This window comes from Thermococcus sp., from assembly GCF_015521605.1.
Classification (GTDB): Archaea; Methanobacteriota_B; Thermococci; order Thermococcales; family Thermococcaceae; genus Thermococcus.
Window position 1 is genome coordinate 23,089 of record NZ_WANV01000004.1, and the last position, 22,801, is coordinate 45,889.

Genomic DNA, 22,801 nt, shown 5'->3' on the forward strand with positions numbered 1-22,801 from the left:
GTGTGGCCACTACCCCCTGAACTTCTCGTACAGGAGCACGTCAACGAAGCCTTCCCCGGGGACGTACTGGTGCTTCCTCCAGCGGCCGGCGAGTTTGAAGCCGTTCTTTTCCAGGACCCGTATGGAGGGGGCGTTGGTCTCGAAGACGTGGGCGTAAACCTTCCTGAGGTTGAGCCACTCGAAGGCGTAATCGAGGGCGAGCTTTACGGCTTCGCTGGCATATCCGTGACCCCAGTACTCCCGGGCCAAGAAGTAGCCGAGCTCCGCCCTGCCGTTGTGATGGTCTATCTTGTGTAGGCCGACGAGCCCAACGGGGGAGCGCGAGGAGTTCTCTATTATTGCGAAGACCTTTTCGTGCTTCTTTTCCCGCCTCAGAGCCTCGTACCATTCGAGCTCGTCCTCGTAGAAGAACACTTCCTCCGGATACGACAGGTACCTTCTAACTTCCCTGTCGTTGTACCAGACCCAGACGTGCTTCAAGTCCTCCCTGAGGAGAACGCCCAGGGAAACGAGGTTGCCCTTGAGAATTATCGGCCTCATGCAAACACCTTAACTTTATTAAGCCCTTTGCGTATTTAAAAATGATGGACAGGGAAAGGCTCATCAGAACGGTCGAGGCGATACTCAGGGGCACAGGATACAAAACGGCACGGATGGACTTCAAGGGGTCGTGCTTTGACATAGTGGCGAGCAGGTTACTCCTGCTGCTCTTCATCAAGGTGGCCACCAACATAGACACCGTCACCGAGGAGCAGGCCGAAGACCTGAAGCGCCTGTCCAAGTTCTTCAAGGCGTCCCCTCTGATAGTTGGGCTGAAGACAAAGAACGCCGAGCTTGAGGAGGGGGTGGTTTACGAGCGTTTCGGGATATACGCCCTGCGGCCGGAAACCCTCTACGACGTCCTCGTTGAGAATGAACTGCCGGCCATATTTGCCGAACGCGGGGGCTTCTACGTAAGGATAAACGGCGGGCTTCTGAAGAGACTAAGAGAGAAGTACGGCTATTCCGTGAACGAGCTGGCTCAGCTCATCGGCGTTTCACGGAAGAGCCTGATAAACTACGAGCGGGGCGAGCAGGCGGTATCCCTGGAGGTCGCTATACGGCTTGAGGAACTGTTCGACGAGCCGCTTGCAGAGCCGATCGACATCCTTCACTCCACTGTGGAGGCAGACCTCAACGTTACCCCCGAGAGCCCCCTTGAGAGGGAAATATTCGAACGCCTCAAGGGCCTCGGTCTCGGTGTTGTGAAGGTCAAGAAGGCCCCGTTCAACGCCGTGTCAAAGGAGGATGAGTTCAACATCCTGACCGGCATAGACGAGAGAAAGACCCGCTCGACGGTAAAGAGGGCGGAGATGGTTACCGAGGTGAGCAGGATAATCAACAGCGATGGTGTCTTCATACTGGAGAAAACGAGAACAGAGGTCGTCGGCGACGTTCCCCTGATCCCCAAGGAGAGGCTTGAGGAGGTCAGGGACGCCGATGAGCTCATAGAGATGATAGAGGAACTCAAGAAGGAAATAAAGAAGCAGCTCTTCAGCTGAAGAGGACCTTTTTCCAGACTTTCCTTACCTTTGGGACGTACTCCTTCGGCGCGGCTATTAAGACTGCCCAGCGCGGCGTCTGGCGTCTCTTAAGGGCGTTGGCAAGGGGTGTAACCTTAGTCAGCGGCTGAAGCTCCCCGTTGCCCAGGAGGACGTTTATCTCCGTCGCCTTGAGCCTTGGTTCGCTGAGCATTAGGTCGGCTATGCTGAACTCAAGGATAACCTCACCCTCCCTCGCGCCGACCATATCCGCGAGGGTTCTCTCTATCTCCTGCCTCCGCTTCACATTTCTGTAGGCCGTTAAGAGTTCCTTCTTTTCCTCTCCGCTCAGCTCGTCGGCGCTGGCCAGAACGGCGGCCTTGTAAAGCTCGCGGTACTTTATACGCCTTACCATCTCGGCCGGGAACCCTTCTAGATCCTCCAGCTCGACCAGAACTCTGCAGTCGGTCATGCGCCAGAAGTCCCAGAGGTAGCCCTCCTCCAGGGCGAACTCCAGCGCTCTGGTCAGCATGCCTTCGGCTATCTTAACGGTGTGGTGGAAGTAGACGCGGGAGTACATGAGCGACCTTGCCACCATCATTCCCTCAACGGCCTCTATCCCCTTTTCATCGACAACGAGTTCGTCGCCGTGTATCCTCAGAACCTTCATCAGCCTCTCAAGGTCTATTATCCCATGGGCGACGCCTGTGTAGTGGGCGTCCCTTACGAGGTAGTCCAGCTGGTCGACGTCGACGTCGCCGTGGAGCATGTGGCCTAGGTAGTGCTTTTCGTGCTTTCCACGTATGAGATTGGCAACGTCCTTGGGTGTGAAGTCGTAGCCGTAGCTTTCGATTATCTCCGGAATCCTCCCACCGTTCTCGCTCTCTGTGATGTTTATCCTCCCCAGCACCATGTCCTGGCCGAGGTGCATGTGGTCGTGCTCCTTGACGTAGTGCTTGTATATGCTCTCGAAGGTGTGGCTGAAGGGCCCGTGGCCGATGTCGTGGAGCAGGGCCCCCACCTGCAGGAGCATGCTCTCGTTCTCATCCAGACCGACCTCCTGGGAGAGCCGTTTGGCGAGATGCCACGCACCGAGGGAGTGCTCGAACCTGCTGTGGTTGGCACCTGGGTAGACGAGGTAGGCCAAACCGAGCTGTCTTATGTTCCTGAGCCTCTGAAACTCGGGAGTCTTGACGAGGTCGAGGATAATGCCGGTGAGCTTCATGCTGCCGTGAATGCCGTCGTGAATAATCTTCCCATCCATTGACACCACCGCTGGAAGTTTGAGAAGAGCCTTATATAAATTTTCGGCATTGTGACAAAATTGGAAGGGAAAGAACGGCAGAATCAGAGATCCTTGCCCACGATGTATATCCTCTTAGTCTTTCCGAGCCTCTTCGGGAGGTCGGCCCTGAGCTTCTCAAGGGGGACTGCTTCGATTATCAGTTCGGCTTGCTTGGACTCCTCAACCTCGTAGCGAACGGGGTTGTTCGCCTCGTAGATGAGCTCCCTGACCTCGTCCTCTATCCCTGCGGGCTTTTCACCGCTGTAGGCGACGCGAATTATCGCCTTCGGTCTGGGGTTCTCGGGCGAGAGCGGGTGATAGATTATCACGAAGTCCACGAGGGCCGGATGGTCGTAGACTATCTCCATCACCTGATCGATATGGAGCTTGGCTCCCGCGAGTGTTACCACGTCCTTGATGCGGATTATGTTCCTGACCTCTCCGTTCTCTATCCTTGCGAGGTCGCCTATGTCGTAGTTGAAGAGGGGTAGGCCAGTTAGCTCGCCTTCCCTCATGACCTTGGTTATGTAGATGCGCTTGTAGTCGTCGTAGCCGTCTCCGTTGTCCTTGAGGATGACTATGGACTCCTCGAAGTTGAACTTCGTGGCCTTCTTCCTCGTGATGACGCGGTAGCCCGTGATAGCGTCCTCGGTCGAGCCGAAGTTATCGATTATTACGGCGTTCTCAAACAGCTCAAGCGTCGCCCTCGCGAGCTCGGGGGTTAGGGTTTCGCCTCCGACCACTATGGTCTGTATGTCCTTCTTTATGGACTCCGGGAGGACGAGACCGAGGTTGTAGGCAGTTGCCGTCAGGCAGAAGAGTGCGGTGGGCTTGATGTAGTTGAGCTCCTTGAGGAGCATCTCTTTGTCAAGCAGGTACTGGATGGGGATCTGATAGTAGGCGGACTTCGCGTTGAGCGCTTCAAAGCTCCCAAAGGCGAACATTCCTGATGAAGACGGCAGTGGTGGGAAGAACGAGGCAATTCTGTCCCCTTTATCCATGTACTCCCTGATCCAAGGCTCTACCTGGCGGGCTGTTCGGAAGCGGTCGTCCCTGGTGTAGGCTATTCTCTTGGGCTTTCCGGTCGTTCCGCTCGTTCTCATCACGGTGTGGAATACCTGGGCCCTCTGGATGTAATCGGGCCACACCCTGCCAACATCGTAGAGATCATGGGGCGTTATCGTTACCCTATCGGTAAGATCAGCAAGGTCATTGGGGGTTATCCCATCCGGATCGACTCCGGAGAACTTCTCCTGCCAGAATCTGGTCGTTTCCAGGCTCTTGCTGAGGGTATATCTAAAATCTTCAATACCCTCCTTGTCGGTTCTTCCAACAATCAGGGTCACGGGCGCTCACCGAACTAGTAAATCGAGCTAATAGTATATAATTGTTGGGGTTTGTCCAACCATTTTTGGATGGATTGCAATAGGAAAGGTTTTTATACCGTCCCAGTTAAATTAACCCCATGAACTATGGAGAAATGTTGGATAAACTCTATGAAGACCCTCTGAGCGTTGACAGCACCGATTCAGTTGAGTACCTCAGGGAGGTCTTTGAGTTTCATCTCCGGGCAACCCCTTACTGGAGGAGGATTTCCAACGAGCTGAATCCTGACCTCGATGAAATTTTCCAGGGCAGGCTTGAGGAGGTTTTTGAGAAGATTTTTAATTCTGGGCTGATCGTGGACGAAGATTACCTCAGACACAACTGGCTGGAGTTCGTACCCGAGGGCTATTCTGGCAGGATAAGGTTTTATCAGTCCTCCGGAACGACCAGGGAGAGGGCCATCGGGCACTGGGATAGGGAGTATCTCCTGGCAAGCCACCTGTATCTTAGGAAGGCCCTCGACGAGGTCTACGGCCTGAATGACCTTTACAACGATGCCCACCAGATGAGGGCAATAGCCCACGGCCCGTACGGATGGTTCCAGGAGGAGATAAGCGAGCTCGTATGGAGCTATGGAGGTGTCCTATACTTCATTGGTATGGAAACGGACGGCCTGAAGAAGGTTTATGAAACTCAGGGGCTGCAGGCAGTTCTGAAGATGTTAGGCCCCCTCGTAAGGTACACCACCCGCATTATGGAGAAAGACAAAATAAACACGGTGCGCTCGGCACCCCCTCTCATGGCGCTTTTCGAACCTTACAGCGACAGCATTGAGACTGCAATAATAAGCGGGGTGGGCATAAACCAGGCATTCTTTGAGACGCTCCGTGAAAAATTTGAAGGCACAAAGCTTATACCTCTTTATGGGTATTACTTATTTGGTGACCTGGTGGGTATACACATGAGGGAAGAGTTCTGGTACTACCCCAACTACCCCTTTACACTGGTATTCCCCATGAGGCGTGGGGAGGATGGATACCGGATAGTCAAGCGCCGCGAACGCGGACGGGTTGCAATAGTTATAGCCAGGCCTGAAGTTCTGGTCGTTAAATTCGAGGATGAAACGGCAGTCAGAACACCCCCACACGGACCGTTTAAATGGGATGGGTTTGGAGACCCCGAAAGGAAAGTGGGGTGAGATGTGTTGGATGGCATTCAGGTGATTGTGTTTGCTGAGGCCGCCATGGTTTTGATAGCCGACCTGATAGCGGCAGCGTGGATATTCCGCATATATCTCCACAACAAGAGGAGATCAGCCCTGGCCTTTTCTCTCGCCTGGGTGTTTGACTTCCTGGCAATTCTCTCGACGGTTCTCACGAACCCAACGTTTCAAATGATAGGTATGCTCCTTCTCCCCACGTTCTCGGGCCTTATCTTCTATGGTGCGGTGAAGTTCCTTGAGGAGGAGTCAATAACCGTCAGATACAGAACCCTCTCAATGCTCGCAGTGATGCCGGTTGCCTTTATGGTATACATGATTGGAGTGTACCTCTACACTGGAGACGCCCTGTGGTCAATAACCAGCGCCGCCACCCTCGGCATAACCGGAGTATTCGTCATCGCCGGCGGTCTCCTTCTTAAGGAAACCGAAGAGATATACAAAAGTGCCGTCAGATATCTCTACATTAGCATAATACTGTTCGGCATCCATCTAATCCCGGCGGCACTCTTCGGGAACACCGAGTGGTACAAGGCCATAGGCTTTACCCTGTCCACTGCCCTCATAATAGGAATGGTAGTGGCGATGGTAAAGCTCACTTCATCGGAGTTCTTCATGCCGCAGGAGGGCAGGACCGCACAGCCCATTGACCTCAAGCCGGGCGTGATGGTTGTTAACGGAAAGGAGTACCAGAAGCTCAGGGAGAAGCTCAAGGACAGGCCGGTCCTGGCCTTTGTCAGGGATGTTACCCAGGTTCCGGATGGGTGGCAGTACTATTTCGTGACGACCATACCCTTCCAGGGGCGGTTCAAGAACACCATAAACCCGACCAACCTCGCGAGGATGACCGAACTGGCGTACAAGTATCTGGAAGAATCCGCCAGGATGGGAGAGCAGGGCGTTATCGTAATCGACTGCCTTGAGTACCTGACGGTCTACAACTCCTGGGAGAGCCTCATGAAGTTCCTTTCGAAGCTCAGGGACTTTGTTATAGTTAACAAGGGTACACTGATACTCGTCATTGAGAAGGAGAGCCTTGAGAACAGGCTCTACGCCCAGCTCAGGAAGCTCATGGAGTGAGGACAGCTTTATATACTCCTCTTTTCTACCCACTACTGCCCCTGCGCGAGGACCCCGGGGAGAATGAACCGGGGGGCGATGCGGGGGCTACAGCTCGGCCTCAGCGAGGTCCCCGCGGGAGGGCCTTCCGCGTTACGGAGCGCAATGACCGTGGGAAACCCAGGCCGAGCACAGCTGAGGCCCGCCTGGGTTAACCCGCCCGAGTTCGCCGTGAGGCACCGATGGGGGCGGGGGTTACGGGCGGGCCATAGTCAGATTCTTCGTCGAAACATCAGCGGCCGTGCAGATGATGTGCCAAAAAGATTTATTAATGACATGTACAAGATTCACACGAGTGGTACCATGATAATCGCAGGAAGAAACAAGTGGGAGGTACTCCTCAAGTACTATCCCCCCTGGCAGGGTTACCCTCCCAGGAGGAGAAAGGAGAGGAAGACCACGGAGGTCATTGAGGTACTTGAGATGCTCGCAGATCCCCGCAGGCTTTGTGACATTCCCGAGGATGTCCGGGCCATACTGAAGTTTGTCCACCTCGAGTCTTTTCTCCAGGAGGCATAGCTAGTAGAGCACAACTTCCACGGTCTCCCCTTCTAGATGTCCTTCACTGTCCTCCGGAATGACTATGTAGCCGTTGCTCTCCACCAGCGAGCTTATTATACCACTGCCCTTCTTCCGGATCGGTCTAGCCTTTCCGTTCCCGTACCGGACCTTCACGAACTCGTGTCTCCCGAGCTGGCTTGGAACGCTCTCGGTGAGTTGGGCGTAAACCTTCACCTCGTAGTCTCTGGCCCCCACCAGCTTTGCCAGGGCGTGCTTGACGTAGAGGTGGAACTGGGCGAAGACGGCCGCGGGATAGCCGCTCATTATGAAGACCCTCTCGCCGTACCCTATTGGCCTTCCGGGCTTTATCGTCGTCCCGTGGAAGAGCAGCCTGACAAAGCGGTGGGCAAAATCCTTGTCGCCGAAGGCGGAGCCGCCTGTGACGAGAACGAGGTTGCATTCCTTCTTTGCCTTCTCTATCGCAGACCGAATGGCATCCTCCTCATCCGGGACAACGCCATAAAAAACCGGCTCTCCAAAGTACTCCCTGACCAGGCCGGTCAGCATGGCCGAGTTGCTCTCCATGATCTTTCCGGACATCAGCGCATCCTCGTCGAACTCCTCGATCAGCTCGTCGCCGGTTATTATTATCCCGACTCGGGGCTTCCTCTTGACATTCACCGTTTTAAAGCCGAGGCTCTTGAGGAGGGCGAGATCTTGAGGTCTCAGAATCTGGCCTTTTTTCAGAACGACCTCCCCCTTCCTGACGTCCTCTCCCGCGAAGGCCACGTTCTGGCCCGGGGCAACCGGCCTGAGAACCCTTATGACGTCTCCCTCACGCTCCACCATCTCCTGCATGATGACGGCATTCGCGCCCTCCGGCAGCTTTGCCCCAGTCATGAGCTTTACGGCGGTGCCGGACTCAACCGTGACCCCGCTCTCCTCCCCTGCCGTGATCTCATCCACAACCCTGAGCTCGACCGGGCTGTACTCCCTCGCAGGGAAGGTGTCCTCGGCGCGGAGAGCATAGCCGTCAACAGCGGACCTGTCAAAGGGCGGGCTGTCTATGGGAGAAGTCACGTCCTCCGCCAGAACCCTGCCGAGGGCCTCAGTCAGGGAGACTTCCTCCGCATCGGGGATCTCCCTTAGGTCGTCCATCATCATTCGAAACGCATCCCTGTAGGGGGTCAGTCTTTTGAACTCCCTCATCTCCGCTCCCCCGCGTGCTTCAGCACGTGACCTGCCTCGTTCAGAATTATTTTGACTCCGGTCTTTGCCGCTCCGAGGCTTCCGGGCAGGCAGAAGACCGCCATTACTCTCCCGGAGCTCCGGATTATCCCTGCGGTCGCCCTCGTCATGACCGCGGCCGTGCCTATCTCCTCGTAGCTCAGAAGCCTGAAAACCTCGCCGAAGCCGCTCAGCTCCTTGTCCAAAAGCGGCCTGACGCTCTCCACGGTGACATCTCTGGGCGCTATCCCCGTCCCACCGGAGGTCACGAGAACATCGGCGCCTGCTTTGAAGGCCTCGACGATTGCCCCGATTATCTCAATCTTCTCGTCGGGGACGACTGAGTAGTAAACCTTCTCATGCCCTGCCCTCTCCAGCTCCTCGATGAGAAACTTTCCGCTCTTGTCCTCCTTCTCTCCCCTGCTGGCGGTGTCGCTCACCGTTATGACCGCGAACTTGAACCTCTTTGGGGCCTTCCTCTTGTGCTCCACAACTCCCATGTTACCACCCGGGTAAAATATTCTCCTGCCTTAATAACCTTTCAGCAAATGAGAGCGTTTAACAGGAATGGTTATATTCTGAAAAGTCGAGGGAGAAGGCATGGAGCCCAACAACTTCATACGCCCCTTCGATGAGCCGATGCTGTCGCTGAGCAACGCGCCGCACAGGGGAGGACTGACGAGGGCAAACGGTTTCTTCTTCATGATGGTGCACAAGAACTACTCCGGCGATTATAGGAGGGACTGCCTCGCCTTCGAGCGGAAGAACGGTATTGAAAACTTCGTTGGCTTTATGACGGCCGCCGATGTGAGCAAAGTCCTCGCAACGTCAAGGGTCAATGGCGTTACGGCATACGTCACCGCTGGAATAACGAACCCCGCCATAGCCGGCGATGAGCCACCCCCGTGGAAGCCGGGAACAATAAACATCGCCCTCGTCATTGAGGAAGGCCTCACCCTTGGAGCGATGGTGAACGCGGTGATGACCGCAACGGAGGCGAAAACATACACCCTGCTGAGTCTCGGCTACAATGCCACCGGAACAACGAGCGACGGAATTGGGGTCTTTGCTTTCGAGGGAGAGATTGAATGGGCAGGAACTGCGACGGAGCTCGGGATGAGCATCGGAAAAGCCGTCAGGAGGGCCCTTAAGGAGAGCATTAAAAAGTGGAAAGGCATCAGGGATGATCCCCTGAGGCCTTCATCTCCATGAGCCTTCTGTAAAGCTCCTCGACCTTTTCCCTAACGTCTTCCGGAGAGAAGCCAGCCTTGAGGGCGAGCCACGTTGCTCCTCCCGCCCCGACGCCTTCCTTGACGTAGCCACGCTCGTAGTCTCTGAGGCCTTTGAATTCGCTCTTCGAGAAGTCTAGGTCAGCCGCATAGGTTGCTACCCCGATTTCCTTTGCCGTTTCGAGGAACGTGGCACTCCTATCTTTCACGACCCACCTGGTGGTTGCAATCATGAACCTGCTTAAGTCCTCACCGAGGGCCTTTAGAATGGCCGAGACCGCCAACATCTGAGTCCCGCCGGCCAGGACGACCTTCTTTCTGAACCCGAGGGAGACACCTATCACCGTCGCCATCATGGGGTCGCCGAACTGCCTCAGGGCCTCAAGGGGGCTGTTCTTCAACCCACCCCGTTCAATCCCGGCCCTTTTGAAGCCCTCCCCTATCACCTTCTCCTTAAGGCTCTGGGGGTTTTCAGGTGAGGCTGAGCTCGTCTTGGCATCGTAGCCGAGCGCCCACAGGACGGCCTGTGCGGTCGTGGTTCCCCCCGGTGTGGACTCGCCGATTACCAGTTCTTCAACGGGCGTTTTGTTCAGCTCCTCACCAAGGAGCCTGGCCCGTTTGAGTATGTCTTCGAACTCCGGCAGAGCGGGCCCCCTTCTGAAGTCCCTCCCGATGGAGTCGCTGATGTGTACGTGGGGGACGAGAGGTGCCAGATAGGTCCCACCCCTGACGACGAGGATGGGAAAGCCCGCGAGCTCTCTGGCGGCTTTTGTTATTATGGCCGGCGTCGGATGTCCCTCCGGGGTCACGGGTATTGCGTCGATTATCAGCGGCTTTTCGTGGAATAGGTATTCTGCATCCGCTGGGGGCGTCAGCTTCGTCAGTTCTGGCGTCGCCCCGGCGACACTTATTCCCGGGACGGTGCTTATCTCGGTGTTCCCCAATACCAGCAGGAAGAGGCTCTTCATCCTGACCACCGCTGGACTTTTTATCCAATACTTTATATGCCCTTCGGCCAACTCTGAACGGTGAGAGAATGGGAGAGGCGTTGATGATACTCGGAACTTCATCCGGAGCGGGCAAGTCCCTCCTGGCAACGGCCCTCTGCAGGATTTTCTCAAACCTCGGCTACGACGTGGTTCCATTCAAGAGCCAGAACATGAGCCTGAACTCCGCGCCGAGCATCGAAGGCGGTGAGATTAGCAGGGCGCAGTACCTGCAGGCGATAGCCTGCCGGAAGAAACCGAGCGTGAGGTTCAACCCGATCCTTCTCAAGCCAGAGGGGAATATGAGAAGCCAGGTTGTCTTTATGGGAAAACCGATTGGGAGCGTCTCCGCGAGGGACTACATGCTCTCAAGAAAGGAGGAGCTCTTCCGCAAGGCCATGGAAGTCCTCGACCACCTAAAACGGGAACATGACATTGTTATCATCGAGGGCGCCGGCAGTCCGGTGGAGATAAACCTCAGGGACTACGACATAGCCAACACGAGGGTTATGCTCCACGCGAAAGCGAAGGGAATTCTCGTCACCGACATAGACAGGGGCGGGAGCTTCGCGAGCATAGTGGGCACGATGGAGCTTCTAAAACCCGGGGAAAGGGAAGCGATAATTGGCTTCATCTTCAACAAGTTCCGTGGAGATAAATCTCTCCTTGAACCGGGCTTCGAATACCTTGAAAAGCGCTACGGAAGGCCAACCCTCGGCGTTATCCCCTACGTCGAGCACCGCCTTCCAGAGGAGGATTCCCTGACAGAGTTCCCGAAGGTGAAGGGCGACCTTCACATCCAAATTGTCAGGCTTCCCCACATAAGCAACTTCACGGACTTTGAGCCCCTCCACTGGGCGAACGGAGTCGATTACGTGACAAAACCCGAGGAAATAACGGGCGACCTCATCATAATCCCGGGAAGCAAGAACACAGTTGAGGATCTGCTCTGGATGCGCGAGAACGGGATTGAAGACGCCATACTGGAGGCCCATCGCGAAGGTTCGTTCATTGTGGGAATCTGCGGGGGCTTCCAGATGCTCGGGAGGGAGATAATAGACACCGTTGAATCAAAGCGCGGGAAGGTCAGGGGAATCGGTTTGCTTCCGGCCAAAACGGTCTTTGAAAAAACCAAGAGGACGAATCATCTCGGTGCGAGGGTACTCTGGGAACCCGCTAAGGGAATGGCGGTTGAGGGCTACGAGATAAGGATGGGCCGTTCCGTCTCGGATAAGCCGTTCTCCATCATCACTTCTGTTAATGGGGGCAAAACCTTCGAGCCTGAAGGGGCTGTTGGCGAGAGGGCCTTCGGAACCTACCTGCACGGCATCTTTCACAACTTCGCCTTCACCGAGAGGTTCCTCAACCTGATCAGGGCCGAGAAGGGACTTGAGCCGGTTTCGGTCGAGGGCTGGAGCATCGAGGAGGAGATAGAGAGGTTCGCCAGGCTCGTTGAGAAAAACCTCGACGTGGAGAGGGTTCTAGGGGAGCTGGGAATTTAGAAATAATCCTCCGGACTTTCAAGCTCCTTTGGTGGGTGTCTCCTCGCCCACCAGAGCTTCAGGCGGACGTAGAGGTAGAAGCCGAAGAAAAGGAACGCCAACACCACGAAGAGGCCGAGTGCGAAGAGCAGGAATCCGAAGAAGAGAAGGCCGCCCATTATAAGAATGCCTATGAAGAGCAGAACCCCGGACACCCTCTCCAGCCTCATCGCTCACCCACCAGATCCGCTATCCTCCTCGCAAGCTTTAACTCTTTTGGAGTATTCACGTTGAGCGCCAGCAGGGGGTTGTTCAGCTCAAAAAAACGCTCGCCTTCGGCCCCAACGGCGTTCAGGCCGACTACCGCGTAGCCCTTATAGATGACCGGGTTCAAGTCCTTTGGAACCAGCCCCAGCGGGAGGACGCCGGTCAGGCTCGTCCTTCCGTCGAAGGCCCTCCTGATCAGAGCAATGTCCGAGGCTTTCACGAAGGGCAGGTCAGCAGAAACGCTCACGAAGGGCCCGAACTCACGGAGGAGCCAGCCAACGTCCTCCACATATCCCCTTCCCGGCGTTTCCACGAAGGGAATTCCCTCACGCAGGCAGAGCTCCCTTGTCTTCGGCGTGCTTCGCGAGAGGGCCACGATGGTTTCTCCGGCCTTTTTCGCCTGCTCGTAAACCCTCAGGAGCATCGGTTTTCCGCCAACATTCAGGACGGGCTTTTCCCGGCCCATCCGGCTCGACCTTCCGCCGGCGAGGATGACTATCATGGTGGTTAATAGCGGATAAGGGTTAAAAGCCCTTACTCCCAACTGGGAGAGTATGAGATACACCCCGGTCATTGCCGTGATCATCATCTTAGTGGCCTCGGGATGCGTATTCAGGATTCCCTCACAGGGAACGCCATCGACTGCAACGCCGAGTGCGGGCTCGAACATGACCCAAAACACGCCCCTTGAGGACAGTCCCTCAGTGAGTATCATCCCCTCTTTTCAGGGCCGGGACAACGCTTCTCCCGCGGAGAAAGGGGCAGTGGCCCCCAAGGGGGACGGGGGATCAAACCTCTCGGTTGAGAGCTGGGCCTACTGGCTTCAGAACGCGAGTCCAGCGGCCATAGTGGAGAGCGGCTTTGACCTGATCGTCATGGACTACTCTAGGGATGGAAGCGAGGAAACAGCCTATACGCGCGAGGAGATTGAGGTGATTAAGGGGGCAGGGATTATCCCCATCGCCTACATCAGCATCGGCGAGGCGGAAGATTATCGCTTCTACTGGGACGAGGGCTGGGTGGAGAACCCGCCCGAGTGGCTGGGCCCCGAGAACCCCGAGTGGAGGGGCAACTACGCTGTCAGATACTGGGACGAGGAGTGGAAGCGGATTATCTTCGAGTACCTCGATAAGATCATCGCGCAGGGCTTTATGGGCGTCTACCTCGACAAGGTGGACGAGTACTGGTTCTGGGCGGAAAGGGGCTACAACGAGAGCTGGGCCGCGCAGGAGATGATAGAGTTCATACTGGAGATAGCGAACTACACCCGCTCGAAAGCCGGGGAGGGCTTCATGATCGTTCCGCAGAACGGGGAGGACCTGCTTGGATACGACGATGGGGCGCTTCTCAAGACCGTCTCAGGCTGGGCGAGTGAAGACGTATTCTACGACGGGTTCCATAGCAGCCCCTGGATGGAGGAAAAGCTCCCCTTTCTCGATAGGGTCGCGGAGGCTGGAAAGCTCGTTCTTGTAGTTGACTACATTGATGACGGCACTGGGAGCCCGGAGAACACAGACAGGATACGGGACTTCATCGAGAGGGCTCGGGGGAGGGGCTACATCCCGTATGCGGCCTTGGAAGACAGGGCGCTTGACAGGCTCGTCGTTATTCCAGGACTTCAGCCCCCAAGATAAGCCCCGGCAAAGGCCAGAACGAGCAACGTCCCGGCCCGCGTGATTTCGGCCACAGCCCCAAGGCAGTCACCGTTTATCCCTCCAAAATTGTCGAGGGAGAGCTTGATGACGTAGATTCCGAACAGCAGACCTCCAATACCTGAAAGCGTTAATGGGTCGTAGAGGATAACGGGAAGGTAGAGCAGGGCGTAGAGGAGTGTCCCGATGGCGAGCTGCCTCCTGTCCATCCCCTCCATGAAGTAGGAGCCGAGCCCCCGGCCAAGCGGTCTCCCAGTTGAAAGTCCGAGGAGCATAGCGAACTTCGAGTTCAGTTCGGCGATGTAGAGTGCGTAGAACGGCACCAGGGGGAGAGAGTAAACCTGGAGGATGAGAACCATGACAGCGGCAAAAACTCCCGCTATGCCCGTGTTGACGTCCTTCATCGCTTTGATCTTCATCTCCCTCTCGCCCTTGACCATCACCCCGTCGGCCCAGTCGGCCAGACCGTCGAGGTGAAGGAGGCCTATTGTAGAGTAGAGTGCCAGAACCGCCAGGACGTTGGCAAGGGGCGGGTTGAGATGGAGCACAACGACTGGAAGGGCTGAGCTGAGCGGAGCAACCAGTGGAAGCGCCCAAAGCTCATGTTTAGCCTTCTCAAAGTCCCCCCTGATGGGTATTCGCGTGAGGAATGGCAGGAGGTTTCTCACACGCTCACCTCTGTTCTCTTCTCCTCAAATTCCTCCCTGAGGCTTGAGAGCGTTCCCTCATCAACGAACGCCAAGACAACGCCGCAGTCGAGACAGAGATAGGGCGTTGCCTCGATGAATGGCCTCAGCAGGCCGGTGGTTTTGCTCTTCCATGGAGGTTGCCAGAAGAAGCGGGAATAACCGCCCCTTTTCGTCTTGCTTCGCACCATCGTTCCACCGCAGAGGGGACACTTTCGGGTTTCAACCTTGGTCATCGAAACCACCTTCAAAGAGCTTTGTCATACAGCCCGCTATAAACCCTCCGACCGCGTCATCCAGGAACGGTGGCAGCTCGGCAAGAATTCCGGGCTTCCTGGTATCGTAGTAAAAGAAGTTGAAGAGCGCCATCTTGCCCCCGATGTATTCGGCTATGTCTATCCCTATCAGCTCGTCGGCCACCAGATTGACCGGGTCTCCCTCGACTCTGAAGTTTTCCTCAAGGAGGAGCGCCGCCGTCAGGAGCGACTGGACGTTGACGTCGTTGAGATAGCGGAGCATAAGCTTCCGAAGCTTTTCCCGGACATCCCCGCGGTCATCCCCGATGTAGAGCGCCATGGCTGTGTCGAGGACTGCATCAAGCGTTACGCCGTGATTTTCGAGCTTTTGTAAGAGTTCCCCCGCGTTCATGCTCTCACCAGCCCAAACCTCAGCCAGTTATATCTATCGCCCTCCTCGACGGAGTTTATTTCCAGCTCAAACCTTTCCTCAAACAGGGGAGAGGCCAGAACCACGGTGTGGAACTCGCCGAACTCCCCAACTGGGTCAACGTGGGGGTAGGCCTCCAAAAAGCCCTCAAGGTCGTCCTTCGAACGGAAGGTGTAGCCCAGGGCTTTATGGGGGAGCTTTTCCCGGTCAACCGCTATTATCGCCCACTCGAAGCCATCTTTGAGCATGTTCTCGGCCAGTCCAAGGGTGTTTCTTCCCCATATGGGCTCAAGGGCGTCGATCCCGGCTTTTTCTGCAAGCCCTTCGACCCATTTCCTGTGATCTTCGAGAAGAACGTCCCCGGCTATCAGGTAATCGACGCCGAGAGAGCCTATAAACTCCGCCAAAGCCCCGCTCCCACTACCCATATCAAAGGTGAGTAACTCTTTCCCCGTCGCTTCGGCGAGCGTCTTCAGGGGCCCGAGGTTCTCCCAGTGCGGAGAGAGCCCTATCGTAGTTTTGAGAGCCAGGAGGTATGGGACATCTATTCCACTCTCCTCTGCCAGGTGGAGCGCATAGAGACCATCCTTGCCGCCCGAGAAAAACGCGATACCCTTTTCTCCCAACCAAACCACCAAAGCTATAAACCCCCTGGACTTTTTATCCATTATGCTCCTGAGGTTCGAGAGGCTTGAGAGAATCGGGGAGGTCTACGTCAACCCGGCGAACCTGAGGGTCCGTCCCCTGCTCCTGAGGGACTGGAGGGACTTTTTAAGCTTGGACGAGAGGACGTACGGGGTCTACGCGAGGACGATATACAACCCAAGAGAGCGCTTCCTCGTTGTGGACGCGAAGGACGAAAGAACCGCCCGGAAGCTTGAGGCTCTCTACCGCGAACTTCTCAGGGAGCCTCAGAGGTTCTGCCGCGGGGAGTACCACCGCTACCAGCTCCAGGTTGGGGAGTTCGAAGGCCTTCCCTTCGCCAACGGCTGGACGGGCTCGGGGGTCGTCCTCGTCGGGGAGGCGCCGGGGAGAAAGGGCTGCGGAAAGACGGGGATATGCTTCTACCGAGATGCCTCCGGGATGCTGCTGAGGAAAACGCTATTCACCCTGGGCATCAATCCCGACTTCGTCTACATAACCAACGTCGTGAAGTGCAACCCGCCCGACAACAGGCTGAGGGGCTTTGGAGAGGGCGAGCTTGAGCTCCTCAGGAAGGAGCTTGAGGCGGTGAAGCCGGAGGCAATCTTCGCCATCGGCAGGACGGCCGAGAAAGCTCTGAGGCGGCTCGGCTTTGAGTTCACCTATCTCCGGCATCCTGCCTGGTACGTGAGGAGGGGCATGAGGGAACCGGGGCGAGAAATGCTGGAGGAGTACTCGGCAATAAGGGAGGCCTTTGGAGAATGAAAGTTCTGACGGTTTTCATCCTTGCACTGCTCTGGGACGTGCTCCTGGGAGAACCGCCGACGTTAGTTCACCCAGTCGTGTGGTTCGGGAAGCTGGCCGGGTTCATCGATGGCCGGTGGAGAAGAAGGGGCCCTCTCCCCGATTTTCTTGCCGGAACTTTAACGGCTCTCATCGTTCTGGCTTTCGCTTTAGTGCTTTCGCTCCTCCCTCTGTACCTCCCTTTCCCCATGAACTACGCCCTGGCCGCCTACCTCCTCAAAAGCTCCTTCGCGGTTAGGAGTTTGCACGAACACGTCTCAATGACAGTAACCGCTGACATCGGGAAGAAGAGGAAGGCAGTCTCCATGATCGTCAGCAGGGAAACAAAGGGTCTCGACGAGCCCCACCTGAACTCTGCCTCGATAGAGAGCCTCGCCGAGAACCTCAATGACTCCGTGATAGCCCCACTCTTCTACTTCCTCCTCTTCAGCCTTCCGGGCGCTCTGCTCTACCGCGCGGCCAACACGCTCGACGCAATGCTCGGCTACCGGAACGAGCACTACGAGTACTTCGGCAAGTTCTCGGCGAGGTTCGACGACCTCCTCAACTTCCTCCCGGCGCGCCTGGCGGTTCTGCTCTACCTCCCGCTCGGAGGGGACAGGGTTCTTCACTACTACCGTCTGGCCAGGTTCAAGATAAACTCCGATAAGCCCATAGCGGCGATGTCAGCGGTCCTCGGCGTCTGGCTTGAGAAGCCCGGTGTTTACCGTTTTCCTGGGAGGGAGCCAGCAAATTCGGACATTGAGCGGGCGTTAAGGATTTACTGGTTGGTCGTTGCCGAATGGCTGATCATCGTATCCATACTGCTCGTAACGGGGGTGTGTCCATGCTTGAACCGGTAAAGTTCTCAACTTACCACGGCGGAAGCAGGGAAGAGGGCCTGCTTGACTTCTCGGCATCGCTCAACCCCTACCCACCGGAGTGGCTCGACGAGATGTTCGAGAGGGCAAAGGAGATAAGCACCCGCTACCCCTACTATGAGGCGCTTGAGCGGGAACTAGCCGGGCTGGTCGGTGAACCCCTTACGGTAACGGCCGGCATTACGGAGGCGCTCTACCTCATCGGAATTCTCGCCCTTAGGGGGCGAAAAGCCATAATTCTCCACCACACCTACGGCGAGTACGAGAGGGTTGCGCGCATCTTCGGAGCCAGAATCGTCAAAGGCCCAAACGAGCCCGAAAAGCTGGCCGAACTCGTTGAGCGAGATTCAGTGGTCTTCTTCTGCAATCCCAACAACCCCGACGGGAGGTTTTATAGGGTCAGGGAGCTCAAGCCGCTCCTCGATGCTGTTGAGGACAGAAAAGCCCTTCTCGTCCTTGACGAGGCTTTCATCGACTTCGTCAGGGGGGCGAAAAGCCCAGAGGGGGAAAACATCGTAAAGCTCAGGACTTTTACCAAGAGCTACGGCCTGCCGGGGATAAGGGTGGGCTACGTCTTGGGCTTTTCAGAGGCGTTTAGGAGTGTTAGAATGCCCTGGAGTATCGGCTCCACGGGGGTTGCCTTTCTTGAGTTTCTCCTCAAGGATGGCTTCGAGCACCTGAGAAGGACGATGCCCTCCATCTGGCGGGAGAAGGAGAGGCTTGAGAGGGCTTTGGACGTCAAAAGCGACGCCAACTTCTTCATCAAGCGCGTTGGGAACGCAGGGGAGTTCGTCAAAGCGATGAAAGAACGGGGAATCCTCGTGAGGAGCTGTGATAGCTTTGGGCTGCACGAATACGTCCGCTTCTCGGTGAGAACGCCTGGGGAAAATAGCACTTTAATCAAGGCCTTCCGAGAGCTGGGAGAAGGGTTTTAAATCTGAAGCCCACTTCATTTTTGGTGGTGCCATGCACGAGCTCTACACAGTTTTGGCCGAGTACTACGATGCCATCTACCGGCGAAGGGCCGAGCGGGTTGGGGAGGAGATTGACTTCGTGGTGGGGCTCTTCAGGAAAGAGGCCGAACGAGAAGTAACGCGGGTTCTCGACCTCGCCTGCGGGACGGGAATCCCAACGCTCGAACTGGCGAGGCGCGGTTATGGCGTGGTCGGTCTCGACCTCCACGAGGAAATGCTCGCCGTCGCGAGAAGGAAGGCGGAAAGGGAAGGGCTTAGCGTCGAGTTCGTTCAGGGGGACGCGCTTGAGATTGACTTTAGGAAAGAGTTCGACGCCGTGACGATGTTCTTTTCCTCCATCATGTATTTCGACGATTCTGCAATTCAAGAATTGTTTAATTCTGTAAAACGTGCCCTGAAACCGGGCGGGATTTTCATCGCCGACTTCCCGTGCTGGTACTACGGCGGAAGGGACGGCCCAATAGTATGGGACGAGCGGAAGGGCAATGAGCGGTTGATCATAACGGACTGGCGCGAGGTGGAACCTGGGACCCAGAAACTCCACTTCAAGAGGCTCGTGCAGATAGTGAAGCCCGATGGGAGCGTTAGGGCCTTCATGGTGGACGACGAGCTCAACATCTACACCCCGAGGGAGATTAGGCTTTTGGCCGAGAGGCACTTCAAGAAGGCCAAAATCTACGGAGACCTCCACGAGCTGAGGCCCAGCGACAGGAGGTACTGGTTGGTGGCGGTGAAGTAGCTCAACGTCCAACCCCAAACTTTTTAAACCTCGGGCTCATTTCTATACCTCGGTGGTGCCTATCGTCCACCGTAACGCTGATTTCAACCCGTGAATTCCATGCGTTCCGCGCTTCTTGGTTAGTCCCTACTCCGGCACCACCGGCGTTGCTAAGATTTTTAAGCCGCCCTTCTGAGGGTAACCCATCTTCAAAAAACCGAAAAGGTGATGCCCATGCTTCCTAAGACCTACGACCCGAACGAGATTGAACCGAAGTGGCAGAAGTTCTGGCTGGACGAGAAAATCTACAAGTACGAGCTCGACGAGAAGAGGCCGAGCTACGCCATAGATACGCCACCCCCGTTCACGAGCGGAACGCTCCACCTCGGCCACGTGCTGAGCCACACCTGGATTGACATAATCGCGCGCTACAAGAGGATGACCGGCTACAACGTTCTCTTCCCTCAGGGCTTCGACAACCACGGCCTTCCGACCGAGCTCAAAGTCGAGAAGGAGTTCGGGATAAGCAAGGACGAGCCTGAAAAGTTCCTGCAGAAGTGTGTCGAGTGGACCTGGCAGGCCATCGAGGCCATGCGCAACCAGTTCATCCGCATAGGCTACTCCGCCGACTGGGATCTGGAGTACCACACGATGGATGACTGGTACAAAGCTGCCGTGCAGAAGTCCCTCCTTGAGTTCTACAAGAAGGGCATGCTCTACCGCGACAAGCACCCCGTCTACTGGTGCCCACGCTGCAGGACGAGCCTTGCTAAAGCCGAGGTCGGCTACGTCGAGGAGGACGGTTACCTCTACTACATCAAGCTCCCGCTGGCTGACGGCTCGGGCTACGTGCCGATAGCCACTACGAGGCCCGAGCTGATGCCGGCCTGTGTGGCGGTCTTCGTCCATCCCGATGACGAGCGCTACAAGGACGTGGTTGGTAAGAAGGTGAAGCTCCCGATATTCGAGAGAGAAGTGCCGGTTCTGGCCGACGAGGACGTCGACCCAGAATTCGGAACCGGTGCGGTCTACAACTGTACCTACGGTGACGAGCAGGATGTGGTGTGGCAGAAGCGCTACAACCTGCCTGTCATCATCGCCATCAACGAGGACGGTACAATGAACGAAAACGCCGGCCCCTACGCCGGCCTTAAGGCGGAAGAGGTGCGCGAGAAGATCGCGGAAGACCTCGAAAGGATGGGTCTGCTCTACGATAAGAAGAAAGTCCACCACCGCGTCCTCAGGCACACCGAGAGGAGCTCGTGTATGGCCCCCATCGAGCTGCTCCCCAAGACCCAGTGGTTCATCAAAGTGAAGGACTTCACCAACGAGATAGTGAAGGTCGCGAGGGAGATAAACTGGTATCCCCAGGACATGTTCCTCCGTCTGAAGGACTGGGCCGACTCGATGGACTGGGACTGGGTTATAAGCAGGCAGCGCGTTTTTGGAACGACGCTCCCGTTCTGGGTCTGCAAGAACGGTCACGTGGTTCCCGCCAGGGAGGAAGACCTCCCCGTTGACCCGCGCTTTGACAAGCCGCCCGTGGAGAAGTGCCCGGTCTGCGGTGCCGAGCTTGAGCCCGTAACTGACGTCCTCGACTGCTGGATAGACTCCAGCATAACCCCGCTCATCATAACCCGGTGGCACGAAGCTTTGAAGGGCGATGAGGAGGCCAAGCGCTGGTTCGAGCACAACTTCCCGACCGCTCTGAGGCCGCAGGGGACGGACATCATCAGGACGTGGGCCTTCTACACGATATTCAGGACTTGGGTCCTCACGGGAGAGAAGCCCTGGGACGACATCCTCATCAACGGAATGGTGGCTGGCCCGGACGGAAGGAAGATGAGCAAGAGCTACGGCAACGTCGTTGCTCCAGACGAGGTGATTCCGAAGTACGGTGCCGATGCACTGAGACTCTGGACTGCCCTCGCTCCGCCCGGAGAGGACCACCCCTTCAAGTGGGAGACGGTCGACTACAACTACCGCTTCCTCCAGAAGGTCTGGAACATCTACCGCTTCGCCGAGAGGCACCTTGAGGACTTCGACCCCACCAAAGCCCCAGCCGAGCTCGAGCCCCTCGACCGCTGGATACTCAGCAGGCTCCACAGGCTCATAAAGTTCGCCACCGAGGAGATGGAGCGCTACCGCTTCAACCTGCTCACGAGGGAGCTCATGACCTTCGTGTGGCACGAGGTGGCGGACGACTACATCGAGATGGTCAAGTACCGCCTCTACGGCGACGACGAGGAGAGCAAGCTCAAGGCCAAGGCGGCGCTCTACGAGCTGCTCTATAATGTCATGCTCCTGCTCGCTCCGTTCGCCCCGCACATCACCGAGGAGCTCTACCACCACATGTTCAAGGGGCACGTTGGGGCCAAGAGCGTGCACCTCCTCGACTGGCCGAAGTACGATGAAGGAAAAATAGACGAGGAAGCCGAAAAACTCGGCGAGCTGGCCAGAGAAATAGTCGGCGTCATGAGGCGCTACAAGAACAGCCACGGACTAGCTCTCAATGCCAAGCTCAAGCACGTTGCCATCTACGCCACGGACAGCTACGAGAAGCTCAAGGCCATAGAGAAGGACATCGCAGGAACGATGAACATCGAGAAGCTGGAGATAATCCGGGGCGAGCCCGAACTCGAGGAGCGCATTGTCGAGATAAAGCCGAACTTCAGAACAGTCGGGCCGAAATACGGAAAGCTCGTGCCCGGGATAACCGCCTACCTCAGGGAGAACGCGGAAGAGGTCGCAAAGGCTCTCAAGGAGGCCGGAAAGGTCGAGTTCGAGGCTGACGGTCAGAGGGTCGAGCTGACCAAGGACGACATCGTCCTCAGGAAGGCTGTCTTCAGCGAGGGCGAGGAGGTTGAGACCGCTGTCGTTGGAGACGCCGTAGTGGTGTTCTTCTGAGCCTTTTTATTCTTCATTTGATATTGGTGACCCTTAAAAGCAGGATCCAGCACAAAATATTTAAATACTTAATGTAACAAAAACTTCGCGAGGATTGGTATGGGTACGGCACTTGATGCATTCATGGAGAGGGCGAGTATAAGGGAGACCGTCAGGAGGGCTATTAAAGAGGTGTCAAAAAGACCGCTGAAGGAGATATTAGCGTATGCTATAAAGGGTGAAATCGACTCAACTAACCTGTACCGGCACCTCTACAGGAACCTGCCCGAAGGGTATCCCCGTGAGACCTTCAGGCGGTTTATATCAATGGAGAAAACTCACGAGAGAAAGGTTCGCTCAATATTCAGCTCGCTATTCCCCGCAGAGGAGCCGCCGGATGTTCCGTTTAAGAGCTGGGCGGAGGTTCTGGCGGAGGGCGATTTCAGGCTCAGGAGCGTCGGGGACTACCTGAAGGCACTGGAGATAGCGATGGACGCCGAACAGCTCTCCGAGGGTGTCTACACAATGCTCGCTGAGATGATGGAGGATCCCATGCAGAGGCACATCATGGAGGGGCTTGCGAGAGACGAGAGGGAGCACTACGAATTCCTAAAGAAGGAATACGACTTCTACTCCAAAATTGAGGCCAGAAAAGCCCTTGATGAGCTTGTCAGGGAAATAAAAGGCAGGTGAGCGTTTCAGTTCTGATGCTTCAACCCTGTTCTCTACTCCATTTTAATACACCAGACTTCA

The 22,801-nt window shown here is 56.2% G+C and carries 25 protein-coding genes; 13 read left to right on the forward strand and 12 right to left on the reverse strand.

Annotation, left to right across the window (positions count from 1 at the left end):
- Nucleotides 1–9: 9 nt before the first annotated feature.
- Nucleotides 10–540 carry a GNAT family N-acetyltransferase gene (locus F7C11_RS00805; protein ID WP_297089996.1) on the reverse strand — a complete coding sequence of 177 codons (531 nt, stop codon included), beginning with the start codon at nucleotides 538–540 and terminating at the stop codon, nucleotides 10–12.
- A 44-nt stretch (nucleotides 541–584) separates the two neighbouring features.
- Here F7C11_RS00805 and F7C11_RS00810 point away from each other — a divergent pair, with 44 nt between their 5' ends.
- Complete coding sequence (locus tag F7C11_RS00810) at nucleotides 585–1,541, forward strand: transcriptional regulator (RefSeq protein ID WP_297089998.1); 957 nt, start codon at nucleotides 585–587, stop codon at nucleotides 1,539–1,541.
- Here the strand turns inward: F7C11_RS00810 and F7C11_RS00815 are convergent.
- Together F7C11_RS00815 and F7C11_RS00820 are read right to left on the reverse strand one after the other, a co-directional pair.
- On the reverse strand, nucleotides 1,534–2,784 hold the full coding sequence (locus F7C11_RS00815; protein ID WP_297090053.1) for an HD domain-containing protein: 1,251 nt from the start codon (nucleotides 2,782–2,784) through the stop codon (nucleotides 1,534–1,536). The two genes, F7C11_RS00810 and F7C11_RS00815, sit on opposite strands and share 8 nt — an antisense overlap.
- 83 nt (nucleotides 2,785–2,867) lie before the next feature.
- Complete coding sequence (locus tag F7C11_RS00820) at nucleotides 2,868–4,151, reverse strand: AMP-binding protein (RefSeq protein ID WP_297090000.1); 1,284 nt, start codon at nucleotides 4,149–4,151, stop codon at nucleotides 2,868–2,870.
- A 119-nt stretch (nucleotides 4,152–4,270) separates the two neighbouring features.
- On the opposite strand from F7C11_RS00820, the gene F7C11_RS00825 reads away from it, so the two are divergent.
- From F7C11_RS00825 to F7C11_RS00835, 3 genes are all read left to right on the forward strand, one after another.
- Nucleotides 4,271–5,329, forward strand: a complete 1,059-nt coding sequence (locus F7C11_RS00825) for a hypothetical protein (protein WP_297090002.1) — start codon at nucleotides 4,271–4,273, stop codon at nucleotides 5,327–5,329.
- A gap of 3 nt (nucleotides 5,330–5,332) precedes the next feature.
- The gene (locus tag F7C11_RS00830; RefSeq protein WP_297090004.1) at nucleotides 5,333–6,430 is read left to right on the forward strand and encodes a DUF835 domain-containing protein; all 1,098 of its coding nucleotides are present in this window, start codon (nucleotides 5,333–5,335) and stop codon (nucleotides 6,428–6,430) included.
- A 342-nt stretch (nucleotides 6,431–6,772) separates the two neighbouring features.
- Nucleotides 6,773–6,988, forward strand: a complete 216-nt coding sequence (locus tag F7C11_RS00835; protein WP_297090006.1) for a hypothetical protein — start codon at nucleotides 6,773–6,775, stop codon at nucleotides 6,986–6,988.
- On the opposite strand, the gene glp is transcribed toward F7C11_RS00835, so the two are convergent.
- Nucleotides 6,989–8,179: a gephyrin-like molybdotransferase Glp gene (gene glp, locus F7C11_RS00840; protein WP_297090008.1), complete on the reverse strand. Its 1,191-nt coding sequence runs from the start codon at nucleotides 8,177–8,179 to the stop codon at nucleotides 6,989–6,991.
- The gene (locus tag F7C11_RS00845; protein ID WP_297090010.1) at nucleotides 8,176–8,697 is read right to left on the reverse strand and encodes a molybdenum cofactor biosynthesis protein B; all 522 of its coding nucleotides are present in this window, start codon (nucleotides 8,695–8,697) and stop codon (nucleotides 8,176–8,178) included. Before F7C11_RS00845 ends, glp begins: the two co-directional genes overlap by 4 nt.
- 100 nt (nucleotides 8,698–8,797) lie before the next feature.
- Here F7C11_RS00845 and F7C11_RS00850 point away from each other — a divergent pair, with 100 nt between their 5' ends.
- Nucleotides 8,798–9,409, forward strand: coding sequence for an adenosylcobinamide amidohydrolase (locus F7C11_RS00850; RefSeq protein WP_297090012.1), 612 nt, complete (start codon nucleotides 8,798–8,800; stop codon nucleotides 9,407–9,409).
- Here the strand turns inward: F7C11_RS00850 and cobT are convergent.
- Nucleotides 9,375–10,394: a nicotinate mononucleotide-dependent phosphoribosyltransferase CobT gene (gene cobT, locus F7C11_RS00855; protein ID WP_297090054.1), complete on the reverse strand. Its 1,020-nt coding sequence runs from the start codon at nucleotides 10,392–10,394 to the stop codon at nucleotides 9,375–9,377. The two genes, F7C11_RS00850 and cobT, sit on opposite strands and share 35 nt — an antisense overlap.
- A gap of 68 nt (nucleotides 10,395–10,462) precedes the next feature.
- On the opposite strand from cobT, the gene F7C11_RS00860 reads away from it, so the two are divergent.
- Nucleotides 10,463–11,914 carry a cobyric acid synthase gene (locus F7C11_RS00860; protein WP_297090014.1) on the forward strand — a complete coding sequence of 484 codons (1,452 nt, stop codon included), beginning with the start codon at nucleotides 10,463–10,465 and terminating at the stop codon, nucleotides 11,912–11,914.
- Here F7C11_RS00860 and F7C11_RS00865 read toward each other — a convergent pair.
- Together F7C11_RS00865 and F7C11_RS00870 are read right to left on the reverse strand one after the other, a co-directional pair.
- Nucleotides 11,911–12,123, reverse strand: a complete 213-nt coding sequence (locus F7C11_RS00865) for a hypothetical protein (protein WP_297090016.1) — start codon at nucleotides 12,121–12,123, stop codon at nucleotides 11,911–11,913. The genes F7C11_RS00860 and F7C11_RS00865 overlap by 4 nt on opposite strands.
- The gene (locus tag F7C11_RS00870) at nucleotides 12,120–12,662 is read right to left on the reverse strand and encodes an NTP transferase domain-containing protein (RefSeq protein ID WP_297090018.1); all 543 of its coding nucleotides are present in this window, start codon (nucleotides 12,660–12,662) and stop codon (nucleotides 12,120–12,122) included. The genes F7C11_RS00865 and F7C11_RS00870 overlap by 4 nt, the downstream gene beginning before the upstream one ends.
- A gap of 52 nt (nucleotides 12,663–12,714) precedes the next feature.
- On the opposite strand from F7C11_RS00870, the gene F7C11_RS00875 reads away from it, so the two are divergent.
- The gene (locus F7C11_RS00875; RefSeq protein ID WP_297090020.1) at nucleotides 12,715–13,794 is read left to right on the forward strand and encodes an MJ1477/TM1410 family putative glycoside hydrolase; all 1,080 of its coding nucleotides are present in this window, start codon (nucleotides 12,715–12,717) and stop codon (nucleotides 13,792–13,794) included.
- Here the strand turns inward: F7C11_RS00875 and cobS are convergent.
- From cobS to F7C11_RS00895, 4 genes are read right to left on the reverse strand one after another with little or no spacing between them, the layout of a single operon-like run.
- Nucleotides 13,779–14,480, reverse strand: coding sequence for an adenosylcobinamide-GDP ribazoletransferase (gene cobS / locus F7C11_RS00880; protein WP_297090022.1), 702 nt, complete (start codon nucleotides 14,478–14,480; stop codon nucleotides 13,779–13,781). The genes F7C11_RS00875 and cobS overlap by 16 nt on opposite strands.
- Nucleotides 14,477–14,734, reverse strand: a complete 258-nt coding sequence (locus tag F7C11_RS00885; RefSeq protein ID WP_297090024.1) for a hypothetical protein — start codon at nucleotides 14,732–14,734, stop codon at nucleotides 14,477–14,479. Before F7C11_RS00885 ends, cobS begins: the two co-directional genes overlap by 4 nt.
- Nucleotides 14,721–15,146 carry an alpha-ribazole phosphatase CobZ gene (cobZ, locus tag F7C11_RS00890; RefSeq protein ID WP_297090026.1) on the reverse strand — a complete coding sequence of 142 codons (426 nt, stop codon included), beginning with the start codon at nucleotides 15,144–15,146 and terminating at the stop codon, nucleotides 14,721–14,723. Before cobZ ends, F7C11_RS00885 begins: the two co-directional genes overlap by 14 nt.
- On the reverse strand, nucleotides 15,143–15,790 hold the full coding sequence (locus F7C11_RS00895) for an ATP pyrophosphatase (RefSeq protein WP_297090056.1): 648 nt from the start codon (nucleotides 15,788–15,790) through the stop codon (nucleotides 15,143–15,145). The genes cobZ and F7C11_RS00895 overlap by 4 nt, the downstream gene beginning before the upstream one ends.
- Before the next feature lie 43 nt (nucleotides 15,791–15,833).
- On the opposite strand from F7C11_RS00895, the gene F7C11_RS00900 reads away from it, so the two are divergent.
- The 6 genes from F7C11_RS00900 to F7C11_RS00925 all read left to right on the forward strand — a co-directional run bounded on the left by F7C11_RS00900 (nucleotide 15,834) and on the right by F7C11_RS00925 (nucleotide 22,741).
- Nucleotides 15,834–16,571, forward strand: coding sequence for a uracil-DNA glycosylase family protein (locus F7C11_RS00900; RefSeq protein ID WP_297090028.1), 738 nt, complete (start codon nucleotides 15,834–15,836; stop codon nucleotides 16,569–16,571).
- A complete protein-coding gene (gene cbiB / locus F7C11_RS00905) occupies nucleotides 16,568–17,452 on the forward strand; it encodes an adenosylcobinamide-phosphate synthase CbiB (protein WP_297090030.1) in 885 nt (294 codons plus the stop codon). The genes F7C11_RS00900 and cbiB overlap by 4 nt, the downstream gene beginning before the upstream one ends.
- Complete coding sequence (locus F7C11_RS00910) at nucleotides 17,437–18,405, forward strand: aminotransferase class I/II-fold pyridoxal phosphate-dependent enzyme (RefSeq protein ID WP_297090032.1); 969 nt, start codon at nucleotides 17,437–17,439, stop codon at nucleotides 18,403–18,405. Before cbiB ends, F7C11_RS00910 begins: the two co-directional genes overlap by 16 nt.
- A gap of 31 nt (nucleotides 18,406–18,436) precedes the next feature.
- Complete coding sequence (locus tag F7C11_RS00915; RefSeq protein ID WP_297090036.1) at nucleotides 18,437–19,183, forward strand: class I SAM-dependent methyltransferase; 747 nt, start codon at nucleotides 18,437–18,439, stop codon at nucleotides 19,181–19,183.
- Nucleotides 19,184–19,396: 213 nt separating this feature from the next.
- A complete protein-coding gene (locus F7C11_RS00920; protein ID WP_297090058.1) occupies nucleotides 19,397–22,069 on the forward strand; it encodes a valine--tRNA ligase in 2,673 nt (890 codons plus the stop codon).
- 99 nt (nucleotides 22,070–22,168) lie between these two features.
- Nucleotides 22,169–22,741, forward strand: a complete 573-nt coding sequence (locus F7C11_RS00925; RefSeq protein WP_297090038.1) for a ferritin family protein — start codon at nucleotides 22,169–22,171, stop codon at nucleotides 22,739–22,741.
- Nucleotides 22,742–22,801 lie beyond the last annotated feature (60 nt).

Bases quoted from the DNA above. Each gene is read 5' to 3' on its own strand.
- F7C11_RS00915 (WP_297090036.1), top strand. From the start codon at position 18,437: ATGCACGAGCTCTACACAGTTTTGGCCGAGTACTACGATGCCATCTAC.
- F7C11_RS00925 (WP_297090038.1), top strand. From the start codon at position 22,169: ATGGGTACGGCACTTGATGCATTCATGGAGAGGGCGAGTATAAGGGAG.
- F7C11_RS00900 (WP_297090028.1), top strand. From the start codon at position 15,834: ATGCTCCTGAGGTTCGAGAGGCTTGAGAGAATCGGGGAGGTCTACGTC.
- F7C11_RS00825 (WP_297090002.1), top strand. From the start codon at position 4,271: ATGAACTATGGAGAAATGTTGGATAAACTCTATGAAGACCCTCTGAGC.
- F7C11_RS00845 (WP_297090010.1), bottom strand. From the start codon at position 8,697: ATGGGAGTTGTGGAGCACAAGAGGAAGGCCCCAAAGAGGTTCAAGTTC.
- cbiB (WP_297090030.1), top strand. From the start codon at position 16,568: ATGAAAGTTCTGACGGTTTTCATCCTTGCACTGCTCTGGGACGTGCTC.
- cobT (WP_297090054.1), bottom strand. From the start codon at position 10,394: ATGAAGAGCCTCTTCCTGCTGGTATTGGGGAACACCGAGATAAGCACC.
- cobZ (WP_297090026.1), bottom strand. From the start codon at position 15,146: ATGAACGCGGGGGAACTCTTACAAAAGCTCGAAAATCACGGCGTAACG.
- F7C11_RS00875 (WP_297090020.1), top strand. From the start codon at position 12,715: ATGAGATACACCCCGGTCATTGCCGTGATCATCATCTTAGTGGCCTCG.
- F7C11_RS00910 (WP_297090032.1), top strand. From the start codon at position 17,437: ATGCTTGAACCGGTAAAGTTCTCAACTTACCACGGCGGAAGCAGGGAA.
- F7C11_RS00805 (WP_297089996.1), bottom strand. From the start codon at position 540: ATGAGGCCGATAATTCTCAAGGGCAACCTCGTTTCCCTGGGCGTTCTC.
- glp (WP_297090008.1), bottom strand. From the start codon at position 8,179: ATGAGGGAGTTCAAAAGACTGACCCCCTACAGGGATGCGTTTCGAATG.
- F7C11_RS00865 (WP_297090016.1), bottom strand. From the start codon at position 12,123: ATGAGGCTGGAGAGGGTGTCCGGGGTTCTGCTCTTCATAGGCATTCTT.
- F7C11_RS00815 (WP_297090053.1), bottom strand. From the start codon at position 2,784: ATGGATGGGAAGATTATTCACGACGGCATTCACGGCAGCATGAAGCTC.
- F7C11_RS00850 (WP_297090012.1), top strand. From the start codon at position 8,798: ATGGAGCCCAACAACTTCATACGCCCCTTCGATGAGCCGATGCTGTCG.
- F7C11_RS00920 (WP_297090058.1), top strand. From the start codon at position 19,397: ATGCTTCCTAAGACCTACGACCCGAACGAGATTGAACCGAAGTGGCAG.
- F7C11_RS00860 (WP_297090014.1), top strand. From the start codon at position 10,463: ATGGGAGAGGCGTTGATGATACTCGGAACTTCATCCGGAGCGGGCAAG.
- F7C11_RS00810 (WP_297089998.1), top strand. From the start codon at position 585: ATGGACAGGGAAAGGCTCATCAGAACGGTCGAGGCGATACTCAGGGGC.
- F7C11_RS00870 (WP_297090018.1), bottom strand. From the start codon at position 12,662: ATGATAGTCATCCTCGCCGGCGGAAGGTCGAGCCGGATGGGCCGGGAA.
- F7C11_RS00885 (WP_297090024.1), bottom strand. From the start codon at position 14,734: ATGACCAAGGTTGAAACCCGAAAGTGTCCCCTCTGCGGTGGAACGATG.
- F7C11_RS00835 (WP_297090006.1), top strand. From the start codon at position 6,773: ATGATAATCGCAGGAAGAAACAAGTGGGAGGTACTCCTCAAGTACTAT.